The 21,126-nt window shown below is 72.3% G+C and carries 17 protein-coding genes; 5 read left to right on the top strand and 12 right to left on the bottom strand.

Going from position 1 to position 21,126, the window contains the following annotated elements; translation table 11 throughout:
- Window positions 1-195: 195 nt before the first annotated feature.
- The 3 genes from ACWDAK_RS30755 to purD all read right to left on the bottom strand — a co-directional run bounded on the left by ACWDAK_RS30755 (window position 196) and on the right by purD (window position 5,345).
- Window positions 196-1,734: a N,N-dimethylformamidase beta subunit family domain-containing protein gene (locus ACWDAK_RS30755; protein ID WP_344639182.1), complete on the bottom strand. Its 1,539-nt coding sequence runs from the start codon at window positions 1,732-1,734 to the stop codon at window positions 196-198.
- 179 nt (window positions 1,735-1,913) lie between these two features.
- Window positions 1,914-3,485: a hypothetical protein gene (locus ACWDAK_RS30750; RefSeq protein ID WP_344639181.1), complete on the bottom strand. Its 1,572-nt coding sequence runs from the start codon at window positions 3,483-3,485 to the stop codon at window positions 1,914-1,916.
- Between the two features lie 609 nt (window positions 3,486-4,094).
- Window positions 4,095-5,345 carry a phosphoribosylamine--glycine ligase gene (gene purD / locus ACWDAK_RS30745; protein WP_344639180.1) on the bottom strand — a complete coding sequence of 417 codons (1,251 nt, stop codon included), beginning with the start codon at window positions 5,343-5,345 and terminating at the stop codon, window positions 4,095-4,097.
- Between the two features lie 463 nt (window positions 5,346-5,808).
- On the opposite strand from purD, the gene ACWDAK_RS30740 reads away from it, so the two are divergent.
- Window positions 5,809-6,594 (top strand): SLATT domain-containing protein, encoded by a 786-nt coding sequence (locus tag ACWDAK_RS30740; RefSeq protein ID WP_425557795.1) that lies wholly within the window; start codon window positions 5,809-5,811, stop codon window positions 6,592-6,594.
- Window positions 6,595-6,688: 94 nt separating this feature from the next.
- Here the strand turns inward: ACWDAK_RS30740 and ACWDAK_RS30735 are convergent, their stop codons facing one another.
- From ACWDAK_RS30735 to ACWDAK_RS30725, 3 genes are all read right to left on the bottom strand, one after another.
- Window positions 6,689-7,336, bottom strand: a complete 648-nt coding sequence (locus tag ACWDAK_RS30735) for a hypothetical protein (RefSeq protein ID WP_344639179.1) — start codon at window positions 7,334-7,336, stop codon at window positions 6,689-6,691.
- A 44-nt stretch (window positions 7,337-7,380) separates the two neighbouring features.
- A complete protein-coding gene (locus tag ACWDAK_RS30730) occupies window positions 7,381-8,328 on the bottom strand; it encodes a GntR family transcriptional regulator (RefSeq protein ID WP_344639178.1) in 948 nt (315 codons plus the stop codon).
- A gap of 205 nt (window positions 8,329-8,533) precedes the next feature.
- Window positions 8,534-9,331, bottom strand: a complete 798-nt coding sequence (locus tag ACWDAK_RS30725; RefSeq protein ID WP_344639248.1) for a carbon-nitrogen family hydrolase — start codon at window positions 9,329-9,331, stop codon at window positions 8,534-8,536.
- Between the two features lie 184 nt (window positions 9,332-9,515).
- Between ACWDAK_RS30725 and ACWDAK_RS30720 the strand changes: the two genes are divergently transcribed.
- Window positions 9,516-10,337: a maleylpyruvate isomerase family mycothiol-dependent enzyme gene (locus ACWDAK_RS30720; RefSeq protein WP_344639177.1), complete on the top strand. Its 822-nt coding sequence runs from the start codon at window positions 9,516-9,518 to the stop codon at window positions 10,335-10,337.
- A gap of 198 nt (window positions 10,338-10,535) precedes the next feature.
- Window positions 10,536-11,372, top strand: a complete 837-nt coding sequence (locus ACWDAK_RS30715; protein WP_427395417.1) for a BRO-N domain-containing protein — start codon at window positions 10,536-10,538, stop codon at window positions 11,370-11,372.
- 118 nt (window positions 11,373-11,490) lie between these two features.
- Here the strand turns inward: ACWDAK_RS30715 and ACWDAK_RS30710 are convergent, their stop codons facing one another.
- The 3 genes from ACWDAK_RS30710 to ACWDAK_RS30700 form a co-directional block, all read right to left on the bottom strand.
- Window positions 11,491-12,834, bottom strand: coding sequence for an MFS transporter (locus tag ACWDAK_RS30710; protein ID WP_425557794.1), 1,344 nt, complete (start codon window positions 12,832-12,834; stop codon window positions 11,491-11,493).
- 98 nt (window positions 12,835-12,932) lie between these two features.
- Entirely contained in the window at window positions 12,933-14,081 is a 1,149-nt protein-coding gene (locus tag ACWDAK_RS30705) for a M64 family metallopeptidase (protein ID WP_344639175.1), read from the bottom strand.
- Between the two features lie 293 nt (window positions 14,082-14,374).
- Window positions 14,375-15,610 (bottom strand): benzoate/H(+) symporter BenE family transporter, encoded by a 1,236-nt coding sequence (locus ACWDAK_RS30700; RefSeq protein ID WP_344639174.1) that lies wholly within the window; start codon window positions 15,608-15,610, stop codon window positions 14,375-14,377.
- 206 nt (window positions 15,611-15,816) lie between these two features.
- Between ACWDAK_RS30700 and ACWDAK_RS30695 the strand changes: the two genes are divergently transcribed.
- Window positions 15,817-16,449, top strand: a complete 633-nt coding sequence (locus ACWDAK_RS30695; protein WP_344639173.1) for a hypothetical protein — start codon at window positions 15,817-15,819, stop codon at window positions 16,447-16,449.
- Between the two features lie 78 nt (window positions 16,450-16,527).
- Here ACWDAK_RS30695 and ACWDAK_RS30690 read toward each other — a convergent pair whose 3' ends face one another.
- The 3 genes from ACWDAK_RS30690 to pdhA are packed head-to-tail and all read right to left on the bottom strand — an operon-like array spanning window position 16,528 to window position 20,105.
- Window positions 16,528-17,961 carry a dihydrolipoamide acetyltransferase family protein gene (locus ACWDAK_RS30690; protein ID WP_427395416.1) on the bottom strand — a complete coding sequence of 478 codons (1,434 nt, stop codon included), beginning with the start codon at window positions 17,959-17,961 and terminating at the stop codon, window positions 16,528-16,530.
- A gap of 15 nt (window positions 17,962-17,976) precedes the next feature.
- Window positions 17,977-18,951 (bottom strand): alpha-ketoacid dehydrogenase subunit beta, encoded by a 975-nt coding sequence (locus tag ACWDAK_RS30685; RefSeq protein ID WP_425557793.1) that lies wholly within the window; start codon window positions 18,949-18,951, stop codon window positions 17,977-17,979.
- Window positions 18,951-20,105, bottom strand: coding sequence for a pyruvate dehydrogenase (acetyl-transferring) E1 component subunit alpha (pdhA, locus tag ACWDAK_RS30680; protein ID WP_425557792.1), 1,155 nt, complete (start codon window positions 20,103-20,105; stop codon window positions 18,951-18,953). Before pdhA ends, ACWDAK_RS30685 begins: the two co-directional genes overlap by 1 nt.
- Window positions 20,106-20,462: 357 nt before the next feature.
- Between pdhA and ACWDAK_RS30675 the strand changes: the two genes are divergently transcribed.
- Complete coding sequence (locus ACWDAK_RS30675) at window positions 20,463-21,122, top strand: response regulator (protein WP_427395415.1); 660 nt, start codon at window positions 20,463-20,465, stop codon at window positions 21,120-21,122.
- Window positions 21,123-21,126: the final 4 nt, after the last annotated feature.

The raw sequence follows: 21,126 nt of genomic DNA, 5'->3' as shown, positions 1-21,126 counted from the left end.
CAGTCCTCAGGGTGGTTCTCGCCCCGGTTCGGCGAGAAAGGGGAGGTCACTGGCCCCGAGTCTGTCACGAAGCCCCCTCCCAGCCTGTTCCACGCGCGTAGCTCCCACCCCTTACCAGCACGGGCCCCGCCGGCGTGGAAAACCCCCGTGACGGCGCACCGCGGACGCCCTCCCGCCCGCCCCACCGGACAGGCCCTAGCCCTCCTTGCAGACGTGGTCGAGCAGGTTGGCCGTCGCCCGCTGGATGCGCTCGTCGGTGTGGCCGGGGCGGTCGAGGGCCGGGGACCAGGCGAAGGTGCCGGCCGCGAAGACGTACGCGCCGCTGGGGGCCCGGTAGAGCGAAGTCTCCTGGTGGCGGGGTTTGCCGAGGACGTCGCGGTACGGGGAGTGGGCGAGCAGGATCCGCTCGGTGTTCTCCGGCAGGGCGACCCTCGGGAAGTAGCAGTCCGCCTCGCCCGCGACCAGCCCGGGCAGCTGCTCCCCCTCCCGCAGACCGGTTCCCTCCCAGAGCCAGTGCGAGGTGTTCCGGGCCACCAGCGGAACGGGCGTGGGCACGCTCCCCGCGTACTGGACGCCGAGGAGGTGCTGCTCCGGCTCGCCCGCGTCCCGCCACAGCGCGCTCTGGCTGCCGGGCACCCCGGCTGCCGGCTGCCCGGCCGGAACCCGTTGGCGCTTGCGGCAGTTGAGCAGCCGGTTCGGCTCACCGGACGGACCGGCCGTCAGCTCGACCCGCCAGTACATGGTGTTGGCGGAGAGGAAGACCAGCGAAGTCCCGTTGTCCCTGGCCCGCTCGACCGTACGGCGCATCGGCTCGGACCAGTACTCGTCGTGCCCGGGGAAGATCAGCGCCTTGTGCCGGGCCGGTTCGACCAGGCCGGCGTGCAGGTCCGAGGCGGTGGCGTAGGAGAGGTCGTAGCCGTAGCGCTCCGCCCAGCGGATGAAGTCGTAGGCGTGGCCGACGTGCAGCGGCAGCCCGGCACCCGCGTGCGGCCGGTCGAAGGAGACCGTGACGGCGGCCTCCCGCTCGCCCAGCAGCCGGCCCCCGTCGTCCCAGGCGTGGTAGAGGCTGGCACCGCGGTGGCCGTCCTCCGGGAAGAGGTTGTACGCCTGCCAGGTCACGTCGGGCAGCACCAGCAGCAGCTCGCACGGGTGCCCGGACCCGGCGAAGTCCCGCACGGTGAAAGGGATGTGGCTGCGGTGCAGGTTGTCGGCGGTGGTGAGCACCGCGACGTACGCGCCCGGTCTCCAGGCCTGCGGGATCTGCAGCCGCCAGGACTGCCACCAGTGGTGGCATGAGACGGTGCGGCTGACCACCAGCGGCGCTGCCTGGGCCACGCCCGCGATCAGCGGGCTCGACGTCATGTGGTGGGCGCCGTCGCCGTTGTAGTGGCCGATCCGGTAGACGTCCACGGTGAACTCGCGCGGCGGGTTCACCGTGACCCGGAAGTCCACCGACCCGCCGGGGCGGACCACACCGGCCGAGGCGAAGCCCTTGATCTGCTGGTTCACGTCCTCCGAGGTGGTCGGGGTGCCGACCGGCGGTTTGGGCGGCGGGGTGGCCAGCGGCTGCTGGCCGGGTGCGTCCACGCTGACGTACCAGGGGATGGTGCCCCCGGCCCCGGCCACGTACTGGTCCGGACTCCGCAGCCAGGGCAGCGGCCCTTGCCCGAAGGGGTCGGAGACACCGTGTGCCAGCGTGCCCGACTCCCAGCGGCGGTTGAGTTCCGTCCCCACGCGCCCCTCCCACAGTTGCCGGGACCGGCCCGGCGCCCCCGCCTGGTGGCATGTGCCACAAGTATGTGCGTGCTGCGGACTAGCACACCACAAATTGCTGGCGCTGCGTCACCCCACGGTAGCAACAAGTGCTGTTGGAGCCCGGTGCTCCGCCGTGACCTCCGGAAACCCCGCCTGACTCACAGACGTACAGGGCGCTCGAGCCGGACCCCCGCGCCCTCCAGCCAGCCGCGCAACGGGGCGTCCTTGCCCTGCTCCACCGCCTGCGCCACCGGGCCGGCAGGGTCGGGCCCGCGCTTGCCGTCCAGCAGCAACACCGGGCCGTCCAGCCAGTCCAGGCCCGGGGTGCCGGTACCCGAGTCCATCGCCTCGCAGCAGACCAGCGCGGTCGCGTGCTCGACCAGCAGATCGCGACCGGTGCGCACGGGCTGCAGCGGGGGCACTCCCCGGCCGCCGCGCGCCAACTGGGTGGCCAGCGCGGCGGACAGCACCTCGCCCCCGCCCTCCGCGAGCCGGGCCAGCAGGCCGGTCAGCGGCGGCCCGTTGGTGCGGCTCCGCCGAGTACCGCCGTGGCGCGCCGCGCCGCGCCCGGCGCCGCCCGCGCCCGGTGCCGCCGTACCGTCCAGCGCGGCCTGCAGGGCGGCGGCCTGGGTACGCCAGCCGAGGTCCACCACCTGCGCGGGGTAGTCCGCCCAATCGAGGTCCTGCCAGTCGGTGGTCGGGGTGCCGAAGAACAGCTCGGCGGCGAGCAGCGAGACGGCCGCGTCCACCTGGCCGGGCTCCTCCAGCAGGTCGCAGGCGGGGCGGTCGCCGAGCCGGGACTCGTACCCGCCCGCGAGGCGGTCGCGGCGGGAGAGCTCGGTCAGCGCGGACACCACGCCGGCGTTCAGGTGGGTGGGCATCCGGCCGAGCCGCCAGGCGGGCAGCGCAACCCGGTTGAGCAGCCGGTCCCAGCCCGCGTAGGCGAGGCCGACCTGCTCCTGGGCGGCGATCCGCAGCCCGTAGTCGACCGCCTTGGCGTGGTCGGAGGCCCAGGCGGCCACCGAGCGCTCCAGCTCCGACGAGTGGTCGCGGCAGGCGGCGAGCAGCCATCGGGTGATCCCGTCCAACAGCGCGGCCGGGCCGGTGCGCCGGCCGGTGCCGGAGGTGTCCAGTGCGGCGTCCAGGCCGCGGACGAAGCGGCGGGCGGCGGCGATCTCGGGATCGGCGGCGGCGGCCGTACCCGCCACCACGGGTGCGAGCAGGGCGCGCAGCTCGCCCGCCCGCATCCACCACAGGAAGGGCGAGCCGATCACCAGCACCGGCGCGGACGGCTCGGCGCGACGGCGGGCGAACAGCCGACCGTCCGGATGGGCCTCCTCCAGCCAGCTGTCGCAGTCGGGGGTGAGCGCGATGCCGGAGGGAGCCGGCACCTCCAGGCGCTCGGCCAGCTCGCCGATCAGTCGGTACAGCTCCGGAGCGGAGGCCGGCGCCACCGGCACGGCCGGAGTACGCGGTGGGACGGCCCTGGCGTGGGACCTGCCGACCAGCGCGGCCAGTGTCAGGACCACCACGGCGACCACCCCGGTGACCCAGCGGGCGGTGTCCCACGCCGCCGTGTCGGCGGCACCCGGTGCGCCGATCCGCCCGGTGAACCGACCGGCCAGCAGCACCACGGCGAGGGCGGCGGGCAGCGCGGCGAGGGCCACCCCGAGCCCCCGCACCCGCAGCAGCGCCTGGGCATGTGCGCGGGCGGCTTCCACAGCGGCCATGCGACGCGGCACCCCCTTCGGAGCCCGAGGTCGGTGATCGCGACGCCCCACGAAGGAGGTCCGCAGCGGTCCGGACACCCGAGCCGACTCGAAATGATCAGTTCAGACCGGGCATCGGCCTGCGCCAACGCCGGTTGTGCATCCTGCCTGGCACTTCTGACAGTCTTGACGCCAGCGTGCGGGCGAGTGTTCCGGGTCGGTCCGCTTTCCACCCGTCCTGGTGACGGTGCACGCCTTCAGCATCCCCCTGACCGCGCCGGACGCCACCCGGCACGGCGCACGGCGGCCCGGACCGGGCCGCCACGATCCGGCACGATCCAGCGCACCATAAGGCCCGGCCGCCGGCCGCGTCAGCCGGATGGCGACTTGGTCACCCGAAGGGCTGGAATCCCGGCTTCTTCCGGTGTGGCGTGGGCCTGCCCTCATCGCGGACGCACTGCCCGAGGGGGATACCTCCGGCCGAGCGCAAAACGCGCCGCGCGCCCCGGGGCCGTGCAGTGAACAGAGACCGGGCAGAACAACAGAGACCGGGCAGCGAACGGGCGCCGGGCAGAAGACGACAGGGGCGCGGTGCTCTGCCCCGCGCCCCTGTCGACCGTCTCCGTCCGGCTACCGCCCGGCGGCCTTGAGAGCGATGTCGCTGCGGTGGTGGGAGCCCTTGAGGGTGATCCGCCCGACGGCCCGGTAGGCGCGCTCGCGGGCCTCGGCGAGGTCGGTGCCGGTCGCGGTGACCGACAGCACCCGGCCGCCGGCGCTGAACACCTGCCCGTCCTCGTCGGCCCGGGTGCCGGCGTGCAGCACGTGGACCGAACCGTCGGCGGACTCGGCCTCGGCCAGGCCGTCGATCGGGTCGCCGGTGCGCGGCGCGGCCGGGTAGCCCTCGGAGGCGATCACCACGGTGACGGCCGCGCCCTCGTCCCAGCGCAGCGGCTCCAGCTCGTCCAGGGTCCCCTCGGCGGCGGCCAGCAGGACACCGGCCAGCGGGGTGCGCAGCCTGGCGAGCACCACCTGGGTCTCCGGATCGCCGAAGCGGGCGTTGAACTCGATCACCCGGGTGCCGCGCGAGGTCAGCGCGAGGCCGGCGTAGAGCAGGCCGGAGAACGGGGTGTCCCGGCGGCGCAGCTCGTCCACGGTGGGCTGCAGGACGGTCCGCAGCACCTCCTCGACCAGGCCCTCGGGGGCCCAGGGCAGCGGCGAGTAGGCGCCCATGCCGCCGGTGTTCGGGCCCTCGTCGCCGTCCAGGGCGCGCTTGAAGTCCTGAGCGGGCACCAGCGGGAGGACGGTGGTGCCGTCGGTGATCGCGAACAGCGAGACCTCGGGGCCGTCCAGGTACTCCTCGACGACCACGCGCTCGCAGGCGGCCGCGTGGGCCAGCGCGGCCTCGCGGTCGGCGGTGACCACGACGCCCTTGCCCGCCGCGAGGCCGTCGTCCTTGACCACGTACGGGGCGCCGAAGGCGTCCAGCGCCTCGGCGGCCTCCTCGGCGGTGGTGCAGACGTAGGAGCGGGCGGTGGGGACGCCGGCTTCGGCCATCACGTCCTTGGCGAAGGCCTTGGAGCCCTCCAGCCGGGCCGCCTCGCCCGAGGGGCCGAAGACCGCGAAGCCGGCCGCGCGCAGCGAGTCGGCGACGCCGGCCACCAGCGGGGCCTCCGGGCCGATCACCACGAGATCGGCGGCCAGTTGCCGGGCCAGTTCGGTGACCTGGTCGCCGTTCAGCTGGTCGACCGGGTGGACCGTCGCCACCCGGGCGATCCCGGCGTTGCCCGGGGCGCAGTGCAGCTCGGTGACGGCAGGATCTTGGGACAGGGAGCGGCACAGGGCGTGTTCGCGGGCGCCGCCGCCGATGACGAGGACCTTCACGCCGCACAGGGTAGTCGGTGACCTCCCGGCGCCCGGCGCCCGACCCCGTCGAAAGCTCCAGATCGGGACGGAGATCGGCGCCATCCCGTTGTAGGAACATCCAAGAATTGGCCCACCTCGGGGGCCTTCCACTGCCGGGTCAGGTCGGAGCGTCGCGGACCGCTCCCTCGGAAGGGTGAAATCTCACCACCCGCCGAAACCCTCCCACCTCGGCATACCGAGGCGAAATCCGATAACGATCACCCCGGAACCGGCCCCACGCTCAGCCATTTGGCGGTAAGAGTTTGTCTTGGAGAACCACCGGCAAAGCCCGGTGCACGGCACCATTGGGCGGCCCAGACCCGCACACGGCGCCGGGCCGGTCCGATGAAACGTCACAGGACCTGGCGTCAGACCGACGCCCGGTCAGTCCCGGCACCCCGCCGGGGCGTCAGCAGTCCGCCCGCCACAGGGAGCCCCACAGGTGAGCCAGCCGGAAATGCAGCCCGAGGAGAGCCCCTGGGGCAAGGAAGTCGGCGAGGAGGACCAGCCCGTCACGCCCTCCCCGGAGCGCACGCCCTCGCGGCGCCGTACCGACCTGAGCGCCCGCCAGTTCCCGCTCGGGGACTGGGGCGAGCCCGCCGAGCGGCTGGAGGAGCTCTACCGGTGGTCCGAGGAGCGGGCCGTCGAGGCGATCGAGTGGTACCGCCAAGACCGGGTGTGGAAGCGCCGCTGGGCCCGGCTGCTGCGGTTCGGCGCGGCCGGTTTCGCGGTCGCCGGGGTGACCGCTCCCCTGGTCTCGCTCACGGGCCTCGCCGGGCAGGCCGCGGACTGGGGGTACATCGGGCTGGTGTTCTCCACCGCCTGCCTGGGCGCGGACCGGGCGTTCGGGCTGACGTCCGGCTGGATGCGCGACATCAGCACCGCGCAGGCGCTGCAGCGACGGCTGGAGGCGTTCCAGTTCGACTGGGCCTCGGAGTGCGTGCGCGAGGTGCTCGGGCCCACCGAGGGCACGGCGGGGGAGGCCGCCGAGCGCTGCCTCGGAGTACTGCGGCGGTTCTGCGAGGACGTCTCGGACATGGTCCGCAGCGAGACCTCCGAGTGGATGCTGGAGTTCCGGGCCGGCATGACCCAACTGCCCACCCAGGCCCCCGGCCCCTGGGGCGGGCGCAGCGAGGGCGGCGCGGGCGCCCAGGTCCGCGTGCTGCCCTCCCCGGGCGCCCGGCCCACCATGCCGCGCCAGCGGCCCCCGGAGGGACCCCTGCGGTGACCCCCGCGCCCGGCGGGCCGGGAAACGGCCCGACAAAGTGCCCGGGGCGCACCCGTCCGCTCCCGAGCGGTGCCGCCGCTCCCCGCGACTGCCGTCAGGCGAAGACGATCATGGCACCCTGAGTGACGCTGCGGGTCGCCGCCGCGTAGAGACCGGCCCAGGCGTGGCGTTCGCGGGCATAGGGGTGGACGTCGTCCAGCGGCGGGCCGAAGGGCTGCTCCAGGCCGGTCGGGCCGAGCGGGCGGGTGGGGGCCGGCGGGTTGTAGACGTCGATGCCCAACACCGGGGCGACGGCCTGGAGTTCGCGCAGCAGCCCCTGCGAGGACCCGAGCGGCCCGCCCGCCTCCAGCAGGTTCTCGGCCACCACCGGAAGCAGGAAGTCGATCGGCACGTACGCCCCGGCATGGTCGAAGTGCCAGACCAGGTGCGACTGCTCGGCCGTGCTCTCGAACATCTCCAGCAGCTGCTCGTAGTCCCCGCCGAGTTCGTCCACCGGCGTGACCTCGAACCCGGTCAGCCCCAACAGGTAGGCGCGGCGCAGGAAGTGGAGCGAGTTGTAGTCGAACGCCGCCACCGGTTCGACCTCGCCGGTTATGCCCGGCGCGTACGCGTACACGGGCACCTCGGGCAGGCCCTGGGCGGTGAGCGCGAGGTTGTAGCGCTGGAGGTCGTCCCGGAACGGGTTCTCGGGGCTGTGGGTCAGCTTGTCCACGAGCGGGACCAGCCAAAGGTCGCAGGCCATCGGCCGGCTCTTCCTCTCCGGAGGGCGGGCAACGACGGCCCACCCTATCGGCCCGGTGCGGGCTCCTCGCTCCCCGGCCGGAACACCCGCACCGGCCCGCCGAACCTTCCGGGTGTCCCCTTCGGCGGGACGAAGCGCGGCAGCGGCACCAACCCGAGGCCGACCTCCGCCACCTCGCGCGCCTGGGTCTGGGGATCTTGACCCGCCGGGGCCGGCGGCGGTGCGGACGAGGAGTCCTCGGCCAGGTGTTCGTGGAGCAGCGACAGCACCGCGACCGACTCCAGCGGCTGCCCGGCGAGCGAGGCCAGCAGTTCGACGGTGAACAGGTTGTACTCGTTGACCAGCCGGTGCGTCCCGCCCAGGTCGCGGGCCTCGATCCGGTCCACCAGTTCGTTGTGCCCGGACCAGCAGACCCCGGCGAGGTTGTCCGCCGAGCGCAGGTAGGGCGCCGCGAACATCCAGGACTGCACCCGCAGCCAGTCCAGGTAGTCGCCGATCCGGCGGTTGCCCGCCAGCAGGCCGACCTCCTGCCAGAACCGCCGGTCGCAGCCGACCAGGACGTCCAGCTGACCGGCCCGCGAGGCGCGGACGGCGGCCTCGGCCCGGCGGCGCAGCGAGGGCAGCCGGGCCCAGTCGTACCCGGGCGCGGCCGCGCCGCCCCGCCGGGTGGCGAGCCGGCGCAGCGAGCTGTCGGTGAGCAGTGTCCTGGCCTCGAAGATCTCCAGGAAGTCGGCCCAGGTGAACTCCGGCACCGTGAACCCCCGGTGGTGCTCCGCGCGGAGCAGCCCCTGGGCGGCCAGGTCGACCAGCGCCTCCCTGGCCGGGGTCGCCGAGACTCCGTACTGCTCGGCGATCTCCTTGACGGTGAAGTTCTGGCCCGCCGCGAGGCGTCCGGCCATCATCTCCTCGCGCAGTGCGCCCGCGATCTGCTCCCGCAGGCTGTTGCGCTGGATGGCGGGGTGGCCGCCCCCGGTCCCGAGGGAGCTGGACATTCCGGCCATGACTCCCCCTTTCGGACTAGGCTGTCGCGACGGCGGCCCATCTTCTCAAAAAACGGCCGTCGGGTGCGCAAGAACCTTGTTCCCGGCCATACCGGGGCAGCGGCGGGGTCCGCCCGCCGCCGGGTGGCCGGTGAACGGTCCCCGCCGTCCGGTGAGCGGTCCCCGACGGGATACGGTCAGCGGCCCCGCCGTCCGGTCAGCGCTGCACCGGCGCCGGGATGCCGAGCAGGCGGTCGCGGTGCACCGGGAACTCGGCACGGGCCCTGGCGACCTCGCCGGGATCGAACTCCACCGTGATCACCTCCTCGTCCGCGCCCGCCTCGGCCAGCACCTTGCCCCACGGGTCGACCACGATGCTGTGGCCCGCCTGCTCCACCCCGCCGTGCGTCCCGGCGTTGTTGCAGGCCAGTACGTAGGCCTGCTCCTCGACCGCGCGGGCGCGGGCGAACAGCGTCCAGTGCTCACGGCGGCGGGCCGGCCAGGCGGCCGGGACGACCAGCAGCTCGGCCCCGGCGTCCAGCAACGCCCGGAACAGCTCGGGGAAGCGCAGGTCGTAGCAGGTGGCCAGGCCCAGGGTGCCGAAGTCGGTGGCGGCGGTGACGATCTCCTGGCCGGCGCCCATCGCGACCGCCTCACCGCTGTCGAAGCCGAAGCGGTGGATCTTGCGGTAGGTGTGCTGCAGCTCGCCGTCGGGGGCGAAGAGGAGCGAGGTGTTGTAGATGGGCCCGTCCGGGTCGCGCTCGACGATCGAACCCGCGTGCAGCCACACCCCGGCCGCCTTGGCGGCGGCCGACATCACCTCGGCGGTCGGGCCGTCCAGCGGCTCGGCACCGCCGGACCAGGCGTCGTACGAGAATCCCCCGAGCGGCCACAGTTCGGGGAGGACGACCAGGTCGGCCCCCTCCTGCGCCCGTACCAGCGCGGCGACCCTGGCCCGCCGCTCCTGAGGCGGCTCGGCGTCGGAGACCGCGAGTTGGATCAATGAAGCGCGCACACTACCACCGTCCATGGCACCCGTCCTACGATCGTCACCCGAAAGCGCTGCCCAGCTGTCATCCGGCAGCGTAACGTGCGGGTAGCGCGTCCGCCCGGAAGCCTGGACACCTCGTCCACCGGACTCCGGTCCACCCGGAGGCGGACGAGCGTGGCGAGAACCTGACGGAGAGCCGGAGATACCCGTGACGGACAATCAGACCGTGCAGGCCTGCATCGACGCCTGGACGCAGTCCATCGAGTCGATATCCGAACTGCTGGCCGCACTGCCGACGGACTCCTGGAACCGGGCCACCGAGTGTCCCGGCTGGTCCGTCCGCGACGTCGTCTCACACGTCATCGCGGTCGAGTCCGAGCTGCTCGGCGATCCCCGGCCGATCCACTCGCTGCCGCGCGATCTGCGGCACGTCACCACCGAGTTCGCCCGCTACGTCGAGCTGCCGGTCGACAAGCGGCGCTGCCACACCCCCATCGAGCTGACCAGCGAGCTGGACTACATCGTCATCCGCCGCTCGCGCGCGCTGCGCGACTCCAGGTACGAGCCGGGCGACCTCGTCCGCACGCCCGCCGGGCCGCTCGCCCGCGACCTGCCGTACTGGGCGCTGCTGCGCGAGCGGGTGCTCGACGTCTGGGTGCACGAGCAGGATCTGCGGCGCGCCATCGGCGTCCCCGGCAACCTCGCCTCCCCGGCCGCCTTGATCACCCGCGACCTCCTGCTGGAGGGACTCCCCAAGGCCGTCGCCCGGCTGGCCGGCGCCCCCGCCGGGACGGTGGTCTCCTTCGACGTGACCGGTGAGGTGGAGTTCCTGCGCACCGTCCGGGTGGACGCCGACGGCCGCGGCACCCTGGACGAGCGGGTCAGCCTCGCCCCCGGCGTCCAGTTCACGATGGACTGGGAAACGTACGCCAGGCTCGCCTGCGGCCGCGGCCGCCCGGGCCCGGTCAAGGCCGAGGGCGACCAGGAGCTGGCCGCCCGGGTGCTGGCCAACTTCGCACTGACGCCGTGACGGTCCGTGAGCTTCCCGATGGCCTTCTTGACCACTTGATGTACACGGAGAAGCGTTACAGCTGAGCGGAAGCACGTCTCCGTGGCGTACGCGGGTGGCGCGCGTCGCGCTTCCGTGTGTCCGACTGGCACCGGCACATCACCCGTTCGGCCTCGTAGTCCAGGGCGGCCCATCACCGAGAGTGAAGGAGCGGCGGTCATGGACGACGAAGCCGGCATGGTGCTGGTGCGGTCCAGCTTCCCGGTCACCGGCCAGCCGATCAGGGTGGTCATGATCAACGGCGAACCGTGGTTCGTCACGGCGGACGTGTGCAGGATCCTGGGGCGGGAGAACCCGAGCCGTGCGAACAAGACTGTCGGCTCGGGGAACGCACGAGTCGTCAACAGCCAGCAGATTTCACGTACTTTCAGTACGTGTAATGACGTTTCCGCAGGTGGTAAGCCCTACAACCCCGGCAACCCAATGATCAACCTGATCAACGAGGCCGGCCTCTACACGCTCGTCATGCGCTCGAACAAGCCAGCCGCGCGCCCGTTCCAGGAGTGGGGCACCGGAGAGCTGCTCCCGTCGATCCGACGCGGTGACACCGACGTCCCCAAGCAGCAGCAGCGGATGGCGGAGACCCTCGCCGAGGCGATCGGACAGCAGGTGCAGATCCTGGCCCAAATCGACCAGGAGGACGGGCCGGGCGTCCACATCCGCTCGGACGGGACGGTGCACTGCCGGCACGGCGAGATGGAGTTCCGCGTCCCGAGCAGGCAGGACGACAGCGGACCGCCGTTCGGCGCGTACTTCCAGTGCCCGAGCGTCGAGCACGTGGGGATCCGTGGTGGCAAGGCGATCCCGCGCTGCCCGAGGCTCAAGCTGGTCGACCTGATCCGCAGCCTCGCCAACCACCCGACCGACCCGGAGAATCCGCAGCCGCAGCCGCCCTCGGCCTCCTCCGACGGCCTGGTGTGCGAGGTCGGCTCCGCCCGGATCCACGGAACGGTCCAGCAGATCGCCGACCTGCTGCGCGCACTCGGCGACAGATGAGCACGAGACCGTCGTAACCCTATGCCTGGCATAGGGTTACGACACTTATGACCTCGGTAACCCTCACTTCGAGTGAGGGTTGCGCGCGTTTTCACAGGTCAGAACCCCTACAAAAACCCTACGCCCGCCCCAGCTCCCGCCTCAGCCGGACGATCATCCCCGTCCCCACCGCCAGCGGCACGTACTGCCAGCAGAAGGCCCACCGGTACGTCTCGGCCGTGTGCCCGGCGGGCCCGGAGAGGGAGTCGAGCAGCAGGCCGATGCCGAAGAGGGTGATCACCGTGCCGATGAAGCCGCCCATGTTGGCGATGCCGGAGGCCGTGCCGAGGCGCTCGGGCGGGTTGTGGGCGCGGGCGTAGTCGAGGCCGACCAGGGATGCGGGGCCGTTGCTGCCCATGACGACGAGCAGCACCACCAGCAGCCAGAGCGGCGGCCGCCCGCCGGGCCAGGCGAGCACCGCGGCCCAGCAGGCGGCCGTGGCGCCGATGACCGTGAAGGTCACCGGGATCCGGGCGGCGGGGTACCGGGAGACCAGCCGCCCGAAGACCAGGCCGAAGGCCATGTTGCTGAGGACGAGCAGGGTCAGCAGCCCGCCCGCCTCGTCCCGGCTCATGCCCTGGCCCTCGACCAGGAAGGGCATGCCCCAGAGCAGGCCGAAGGCCGCGCCCGGGAGGGCGGTGGTGAAGTGCACCCACAGGCCGAGCCGGGTGCCGGGCTGCCGCCAGGCCTGCCGGATCTGCTCGCGTGCGGGCGGCCGCCCTCCGGTCGCCGGCACGACGGTGACGCCCGCCGGGGCCTCCTTGAGCAGCAGTGCGACCATCCCGAAGGCGCCCACGCCGAGCAGGGCGATCAGGGCGAAGGTGAAGGTCCAGCCCTCGCGGTGCAGCGCCTGGGCGAGAACGGCGGTGGTCACCAGGTTGCCGCCGGTACCGACCAGTCCGGTGAGCTGGGCGACCAGCGGGTTCCTGGCCGCCGGGAACCAGCGGGCGGCGACCCGCAGCACGCTGATGAAGGTCATCGCGTCGCCGCAGCCGAGCACCGCACGGGCGGCCAGCGCGGGTCCGAACGAGGAGCTGAAGGCGAAGGCGAGCTGTCCCGTACTCAGCAGCAGGATGCCGAGCAGCAGTACCCGGCGCGGCCCGAACCGGTCGATCAGCAGGCCGACCGGCACCTGCATGGCCGCGTAGACCAGCACCTGCAGGACGGCGAAGGTGGAGAGCGCCGAGGCGCCGATGCCGAACCTGGCCACCGCGTCCAGGCCGGCCACACCGAGGCTGGTGCGGTGGATCACCGCGAGGACGTAGACGCCGACACCGATCGACCACGCGGCCCAGGCGGCCCGGCCGCCGGGTGGTGCGGGGGCGTGCTCGGAGCGCTCGGAGGGTTCGGATCCGGGTTGTGGCGGGAGTCGAGGACCGGGAACTGGACGGGATGCGACTGGGCTGTCTGGGTCCACGGGCACGACGACCAGACTAGTCATCCCATCAAATGACCAATCTGCCCGGGTTGCCTGCCGGGAGCGGGGGCAGGGACTCGAAGGAACCCCGTGCCCCAAGGGGCTCAGCCCTTGAGCGTCCAGGTCACCGTCCTGGTCATGCGCTGCTCGCGGAACGCCTCGTCGCGCACCCAGTCGGTGGTGTCCCGCACGGTCGCGGTGACCTTCACGTCCTTGCCGGAGGGGATCTGCAGCAAGGAGGTGTCCAGCCAGGTCGGATCCGCTCCCTGCGGAGTGGTCAGCACGCCGTCGACCTTCCACACCACGTCCAGCTGCCGGTCGCCGGCCAGCGGCAGCGGGCGGACGTGCAGCCGGGGTCGCCCGGCCACCGTGCCCGCGGCGGGCTCCGGCGGGTCCATCGGGCCGACCCGGCGGTAGATCTGTTCGAGGATCGCCTCCCGGGAGGGGAGGTTGTAGCTGCCGCCGAGGGTCCGCATGACCGAGTCGACGGTCGGCCGGTAGATGCCGTTGGCGCTGCGGTACGCCCCGACGGTGCCACCGCCGTCCGGGGACTCGGCGCCGAGCCAGCGCCACCACTTCACACGGGTGCGGGCCATCTCGTCGGCGTTCACCGTGGAGAGGTTGGGGTAGTCGGCGTCGTCGGGGGCGCTGTCGTACTCGTCGCCGAGGTCGCCGACGGTGTGGCCGATCTCGTGCTGGATGATCCGTCCGGCGTCCGGGCTGCCGCCCGCGAGGGTGGTCACCGCGGTACCGCCGGCGCCGCCGTACTCGCTGGAGTTGGCGAGGGCGATCACGTACTGCGGTCCGTCGCCGTTGCCCGCGTACCGAGCGGTGGTGGGCTCGTCCGCACAGAGCAGCCGGGCGGTGCCGTCGCACCAGAAGTGCATCCCCAGCGGGGTGCCCGTCCGGTGGCTCTGGCCCTCCGACTCGGCTATCCCGGCGACCGGGGAGACCACGTCGACCCGCCTTATGTTGAAGTAGCCCTGGTAGCTGCGGAACGGCTCTATCTCCATCAGCGCGTGCCAGGCCCGGTCCGCCTGTTCCTGGAACAGCTCCTGCTGGTCGGCGGTGTAGCCGTCGCCTATCAGCACCAACGTGATCCGGTCGGCGGGGTCTCCGGTGCGGCGTATGTCCACCGTGGGCGCGGGCTGGGGCGACCGCGGCGCGGCACCGCCGGTGCCGTGCAGAGGTAGGGCACGGTCCGGGGAGGGCGCCGGAGCGCCGATCGTTCCGAAGGGTGGCGGGGATGCCACCTCGAGAACGGTCGGCAGAGCCGCGACCGAGAGCAGGCTGAGCGCCGCCGCGCTCCGGACGATTCGGCCAGACCTACCGTTCGGCATACGGTGCGTCCTCCGGACTCCGGTCACCCGGCCTGGAGCTCGGGTGGGGGGTCGCCAAGACGTACCCGGCCCGCCGGACAGACCCGACCTCGTGGGGAGCGACTTCGCCGGACCGGGCCACCGCGGCGGGGCATCCGGCGCAATCCGCAGGCGCGTCACCCGCAACGGCCGTACAGGGGCCGGGCCGCTCGCCCGACCGGGGCGGCTCAGCGGCGACGCAGCAGCAGGTGCGTACCGATTCCCAAGAGCAGGCCCCAGAAGGCCGAGCCGATGCCGAACAGGCTCATCCCGGAGGCGGTGGCGAGGAAGGTCACCACGGCGCCGTCACGGCCGCCTTCATCGGCGAGCGCGCCGGCCAGGCTGCCCTGGAAGGACGCCAGCAGCGCGACCCCCGCGATCACCGCGATGAGCGCCGCCGGCAGGCCGGTGAACAGGCTCACCAGTACTCCGCCGAAGCTGCCGACCAGCAGGTAGAGGAATCCGGCCGACATCCCGGCGACGTAGCGGCGGTCGGGGTCGGGGTGGCTCTCCGGGCTGGTGCAGATCGCGGCGGTGATGGCGGCCAGGTTGATCCCGGGCGAGCCGAACGGCGCCAGCAGGACGGAGAGCGCGCCGGTGGCTCCGATCAGCAGCCGGTCGTCCGTCCGGTAGCCGGAGGCGTGCATGATGGCGAGGCCGGGCGCGTTCTGCGAGGCCAGCACCACGATGGTGAGCGGCAGCGCCAGTCCGACCATCGCGTGCCAGCCGAAGGCGGGTGCGGTCAGCACCGGACGGACCAGCCCGCCGTCCCCGAGGTGCAGCGGCAGTCCGACGGTGCCGGCCGCCAGCACCCCGCCGGCCAGCAGGGCCACGGGTACCGCGTACCGGGGCAGGTAGCGCTTGGCGAGCAGGAAGGCGGCGAAGCTGCCGAGCACCAGCACGGGCGCCTTGTGCAGCGAGCCGAAGACCCCGGTGCCGAAGGAGAACAGGATTCCGGCCAGCATCGCGTTGACGATCCCGGTCGGCACCGCGCTGATCAGCCGCCCGAACAGACCGGTCGCACCGAACACCGCGACCGCCACGTTGCTCACCAGGAACGCCCCCACCGCCTCCCGGTACGGGTACGCGCCCAGGCTGGTCACCAGCAGCGCCGCACCGGGAGTGGACCAGGCGGTGATCACCGGCGTCCTGGTCCACCAGCTCAGCAGGAGGCAGGTGAGTCCGCTGCCGATGGACACCGCCCAGATCCAGGAGGCGGTGTGCGCGGCGTCCAGGTGTCCCGCGGACGCCGCCGCGAGGACGATCACCAGTGGCCCGGAGAAGGAGACGGCTATACAGACCAGTCCGGCCAGCAGGGCGGGCAGCGAGACGTCCCGGCGCAGCGAGCGCCGGGTGGAGGACCCCGGCGCGGCCTCGGTGTCCGGCCCTGTCTGCTGCGGCAGTTCAACGCGATGTTCGGCCATCCGAGCAGTATTCTGGATTACCCTCTGCGGCACTCCGGAAATATCTTCAGAACGGCTGCCACCAGCTGACGGCAGGCGTGTGCGCAGGTGCGAAGGCACGGAGAACCGGTCCGGCGGGCCGCCGGGGGTGCAGCTACCGGCCGATCTCTTCCACCACGAAGTCCGCGACAGGCCCCCTGGGGGAACCCATAATGCGAGCATCCGCTGTGCCCGGCTTTGCGAAGAACGTCCTGTCCGCCTTCGCCACCCGCAGGGCTCTCGCCCTGGGCGCCCTCGCCGTCACCGTCAGCGCCGCCGCCCCGCTGCTGCCGAGTGCCCCCGCCGCCTGGGCGTGCGGTGACGACACCGGCTCGGCCGCCGGCGTCACGGCCGCCTCCGCCCCCGGCGCGACCCACCACGGCGACCCGGCGTCGGCCTTCGTCCCGGTGGTGCCGACCTCACTGACCGCCGGCGGCCCGCCGGTCGAACTCGGCGTCGAGATGGCCAACTTCACCGGCGCGGACTACCCGAGGATCGCGCCGTCGTTCGCGCTCTATAACCCGAGCTCCGACTCCGACTACGCCACTCCCGGGACCAATCTGCGGCTCCAGGACCTGAAGGTGGAGGTGCTGAAGGGCGGCCGGTGGCAGGTCCTGCCGCTGCACCACAGCTGCGACCCGACGCTGGTCGCCGACACCTCCGCCCTGGCCGGCTCGCTGACGGACCAGCACGCCCACCGCTACCTGTTCCGCCTCTCGCTGTCGGCCGACGCCCCCAGGCAGCAGAGGGAGATCCAGGTCTTCAGCGGCTTCGGCCTGGACGGCAGGAGCAACTCGACCGTCCTCGAGGTGCTCCGCTGAGCCCCTGCTGAGCGCGTTGGGCCCTGCCTCGGCCGAGGCAGGGCCCAACGGGCTCACGGGGAGCGTCACTTGACCGGGTCAGCCCCAGGTGATCAGGCGCTTCGGGCGCTCCAGGATCGCGGCGACGTCCGCCAGGACCTTGGAGCCGAGCTCGCCGTCGACCAGGCGGTGGTCGAAGGAGAGCGCGAGGGTGGTGACCTGACGCGGCACCACCTTGCCCTTGTGCACCCACGGGAGTTCCCGCACCGCGCCGAAGGCCAGGATGGCGGCCTCGCCGGGGTTGAGGATCGGGGTGCCGGTGTCGACGCCGAAGACGCCGACGTTGGTGATGGTGATGCTGCCGCCCTGCATGTCGGCCGGCGAGGTCTTGCCCTGACGCGCGGTATCGATCAACTCGCCGAGCGAGACCGCCAGTTGCGGCAGGGTCTGGGATCCGGCGTCCTTGATGTTGGGCACGATCAGACCGCGTGGGGTGGCCGCCGCGATACCGAGGTTGACCTGACCCTTGATCACGATCTCCTGGGTGGCCTCGTCCCAGGCGGCATTGATCTCCGGGTAGCGCCGGACCGCGGTCAGCAGCGCCTTGGCGACAAGCAGCAACGGGCTGACCCGAACGCCCGCGCCCAGCTCGCCGCTCTCCTTGAGCTTGCGGACCAGCTTCATCGTCCGGGTCACGTCGACCTGGACGAACTCGGTGACGTGCGGCGCGGTGAAGGCCGAGGCCACCATCGCCTGCGCGGTGGCCTTCCGGACACCCTTGACCGGCACCCGGACGTCACCCAGCCCAGCGGGCACCGGCTGCGCCACCGCCACCACGGCCTCCTCGGCCGGAGCCGGCGCGACGGCCGGAGCCACCGGGGCCTGGGCCGGGGCGGCCGCCGCCTGGGCCGCCGCGTGGACGTCCTCGCGGGTGATCACACCCTCGGGGCCGGTCGGAACGACGGCCCGCAGGTCGATCCCGAGGTCCTTGGCCAGCTTGCGCACCGGCGGCTTGGCCAGCGGCCGCTCGGCCACCGCCGGGGCGGCCACCGGAGCGACCGGGGCTACCGGCGCCGGCTCCTGCGGCGGTGCGTAAGCCGCGGGAGCCGGCGCCTCGGCCGGTCTGGCCGGGGCGGCCGCGGCGCTGCGCCGGGCCCGGCGCTGGGTGCCCCCGGTCCGCGGCCCGTAGCCGACGAGCACCTCGCGGCGCTCGGGCACGGCCTCCTCCTCTGCCGCGGCGGCCGCCACCGGGGCCGGAGCGGCCTCACCGGCGCCAGCGCCGACCGCGACCGAGATGATCGCCGTACCGACGTCCACCGTGGTCCCGGCGGGGAAGAAGAGCTGCTCCACCACCCCGTTGAACGGGATCGGCAGCTCGACCGCGGCCTTGGCGGTCTCCACCTCGCAGACGACCTGACCGTCCGTCACCTCGTCGCCGGGCTTGACGTACCAGGTCAGGATCTCGGCCTCGGTGAGGCCCTCGCCGACGTCCGGCATCTTGAACTCGCGGAGCGAGCGAACTTCAGTGGTCATCATCGCTCCCGGTGATCAGAACGCCAGCGCGCGGTCGACGGCGTCGAGTACGCGGTCCAGGTCGGGCAGGAAGGCCTCCTCGACCCGGGACGGCGGGTACGGCGCGAAGTAGCCGCCGACCCGCAGCACCGGAGCCTCCAGGTGGTAGAAGCACCGCTCGGTGAGCCGGGCGGCGAGCTCGGCGCCCATGCCCATGAAGACCGGCGCCTCGTGCACCACGATGCCGCGCCCGGTGCGCTTGAGCGAGGCCTCCAGGGTGCCGAAGTCGACCGGGGAGAGCGAGCGAAGGTCGATGACCTCCAGCTGCCGGCCCTCCTCCTCGGCGGCCGCGGCGGCCTCCAGGCAGACCTTCACCATCGGGCCGTAGGCGATCAGGGTGGCGTCCGTGCCGGGCCGCACCACCCGGGCGGCGTGCAGCGGCAGGTCGGGCGCGTCCAGGACCTCGCCCTTGTCCCAGTACCGGCGCTTGGGCTCCAGGAAGATCACCGGGTCGTCGGACTCGATGGACTGGCGGAGCATCCAGTGCGCGTCCTGGGCGCTGGACGGGGAGACCACCCGCAGGCCCGCGGTGTGCGCGAAGTACGCCTCGTGGGACTCGCTGTGGTGCTCGACCGCGCCGATGCCGCCCGCGTACGGGATGCGGACGGTGACCGGCATCTTCACGTGACCCAGCGCACGGGCGTGCATCTTCGCCAGCTGGGAGACGATCTGGTCGAAGGCCGGGTAGACGAAGCCGTCGAACTGGATCTCCACGACCGGCCGATAGCCTCTGAGCGCGAGGCCGATCGCGGTGCCCATGATCCCGGACTCGGCGAGCGGGGTGTCGATGACCCGGCTCTCGCCGAAGTCCTTCTGCAGGCCGTCGGTGATCCGGAAGACGCCGCCGAGCTTCCCGATGTCCTCGCCCATCAGGACGGTCTTCGGGTCACTCTCCAGTGACTTGCGCAGGGCCTCGTTGAGCGCCTTGGCAATGCTGAGCTGACCTGCCATCAGTGGTTCTCCCCGCCCTCGAAGGACGCCGCGTACGCCTCGTACTCAGCCCGCTCTTCCTCGACCAGCGTGTGCGGCTCGGCGTACACGTGGTCGAAGATCAGGGTTGGGTCCGGGTCCGGCATGCCGCGCACGCCCTCGCGCACCCGCAGCCCCAACTCCTCGCTCTCCGCGTCGATTCCGGCGAAGAACGCCTCGTCCGCCAGGCCCTGCTTCTCCAGGTGGGCCCTGAGCCGGGTGATCGGGTCCTTGGCCTTCCAGGCCTCGGTCTCCTCGCTCATCCGGTAGCGGGTCGGGTCGTCGGAGGTGGTGTGCGCGCCCATCCGGTAGGTGAACGCCTCGATCAGCACCGGGCCGTTGCCGCTGCGGGCGTGGTCGAGCGCCCAGCGGGTGACCGCGAGGCAGGCCAGCACGTCGTTGCCGTCCACCCGCACGCCCGGGAAGCCGAAGCCGGAGGCGCGGCGGTAGAGCGGGATCCGGGTCTGCACGGTGGTGGGCTCGGAGATCGCCCACTGGTTGTTCTGGCAGAAGAAGACGACCGGGGAGTTGTAGACCGAGGCGAAGGTGAAGGCCTCGTTGACATCACCCTGGCTGGAGGCGCCGTCGCCGAAGTACGCGATCACCGCGTCGTCGGCACCGTCCTTGGTGATGCCCATCGCGTAGCCGGTGGCGTGCAGCGTCTGCGAGCCGATCACGATGGTGTAGAGGTGGAAGTTCTTCTCGTTCGGGTCCCAACCGCCGTGGTTCACACCGCGGAACATGCCGAGCAGGTTCAGCGGGTCCACGTCGCGGCACCAGGCGACGCCGTGCTCGCGGTAGGTCGGGAAGGCGTAGTCACCGGGGCGCATCGCGCGGCCCGAGCCGACCTGGGCGGCCTCCTGGCCCAGCAGCGAGGCCCACAGGCCCAATTCGCCCTGGCGCTGCAGCGAGGTGGCCTCGGCGTCGAAGCGCCGGACCAGCACCAGGTCCCGGTAGAGCGAGCGGAGCTCGTCATCGGTGATCGCCAGCGGGAATTCCGGGTTCTCGACCCGCTCCCCTTCGGGCGTGAGTAGCTGCACGAGCTCCGGCGGGGCGTCCGAACCCTTTGTGCGGAGGTTGTCAGGGACGCCGGGGGCGGCCTTCTTGCGCGCCCTCGCCGTGCTTTTGACGGTCACGTTCACTCCTCGGTCTGTCCGGCCGCCCGGGGTCGCCGGTGACCGGTCCGGTCACCGCCTCGCAGGCACGCGTGGGTGTGCGCACCGACTGCTAGGCAGGTGGTGTTCCCTTTCCGACGGCGTCCCTCACGAGAACGTTACCCAGCGGAGCCCCTTGGCGCGCTTGCGCTAGGACGTCCTACTTGTTCACGCCCGAGAGCGGCAGGTGTGGTGCAGCTCTCACGCGGTGGCCGTCAGGACACCTGCGCACGCTATCCGGGCGGAGCCTTTCGCGTAAGGGGGTAATCGGCACCGATTCTGTGCCGGGACCGACACAGGCGATATGTCTTCCATCACCCGATATGGGAGCATTTGACCGTGACTGGAAACGGACAAATCAGGGTTTTCCTACTAGATGATCATGAGGTCGTCCGGCGCGGTGTACACGACCTCCTGTCCACGGAGGACGACATCGTGGTCGTCGGCGAGGCCGGCACCGTCGCCGAGGCACTGACCCGGATCCCGGCCACGAGCCCCGACGTGGCGATCCTCGACGTCCGCCTGCCGGACGGCAACGGCGTCGAGGTCTGCCGCGAAGTCCGCTCGCACCAGCCCGAGACCAGGTGCCTGATGCTGACCTCCTTCTCGGATGACGAGGCGCTTTTCGACGCGATCATGGCCGGAGCATCCGGGTACGTACTGAAGGCGATCCGCGGCACCGATCTGGTTTCGGCGGTCCGCGACGTGGCGGCGGGAAAGTCACTGCTCGATCCGGTCGCCACCAGCCGGGTGCTGGAGCGGCTGCGCGACGGCGGCGAGAAGGAGGACGAGCGGCTCGCCCAGCTGACCAAGCAGGAACGGCGCATTCTCGACCTGATCGGCGAGGGAATGACGAATCGTCAGATCGGCAACGAACTGCACCTGGCCGAGAAGACCGTCAAGAACTACGTCTCAAGTCTGCTGGCCAAGATGGGAATGGAGCGCCGCACCCAGGCGGCCGCCTATGTGGCCCGACGGCAGGCCGATCATCTGCATTAACCAC

The organism is Kitasatospora sp. NPDC001175 (assembly GCF_053598215.1).
The sequence above is the reverse complement of the archived record's forward strand: the minus strand, read 5'-3'. Positions and strand labels throughout refer to the sequence as shown.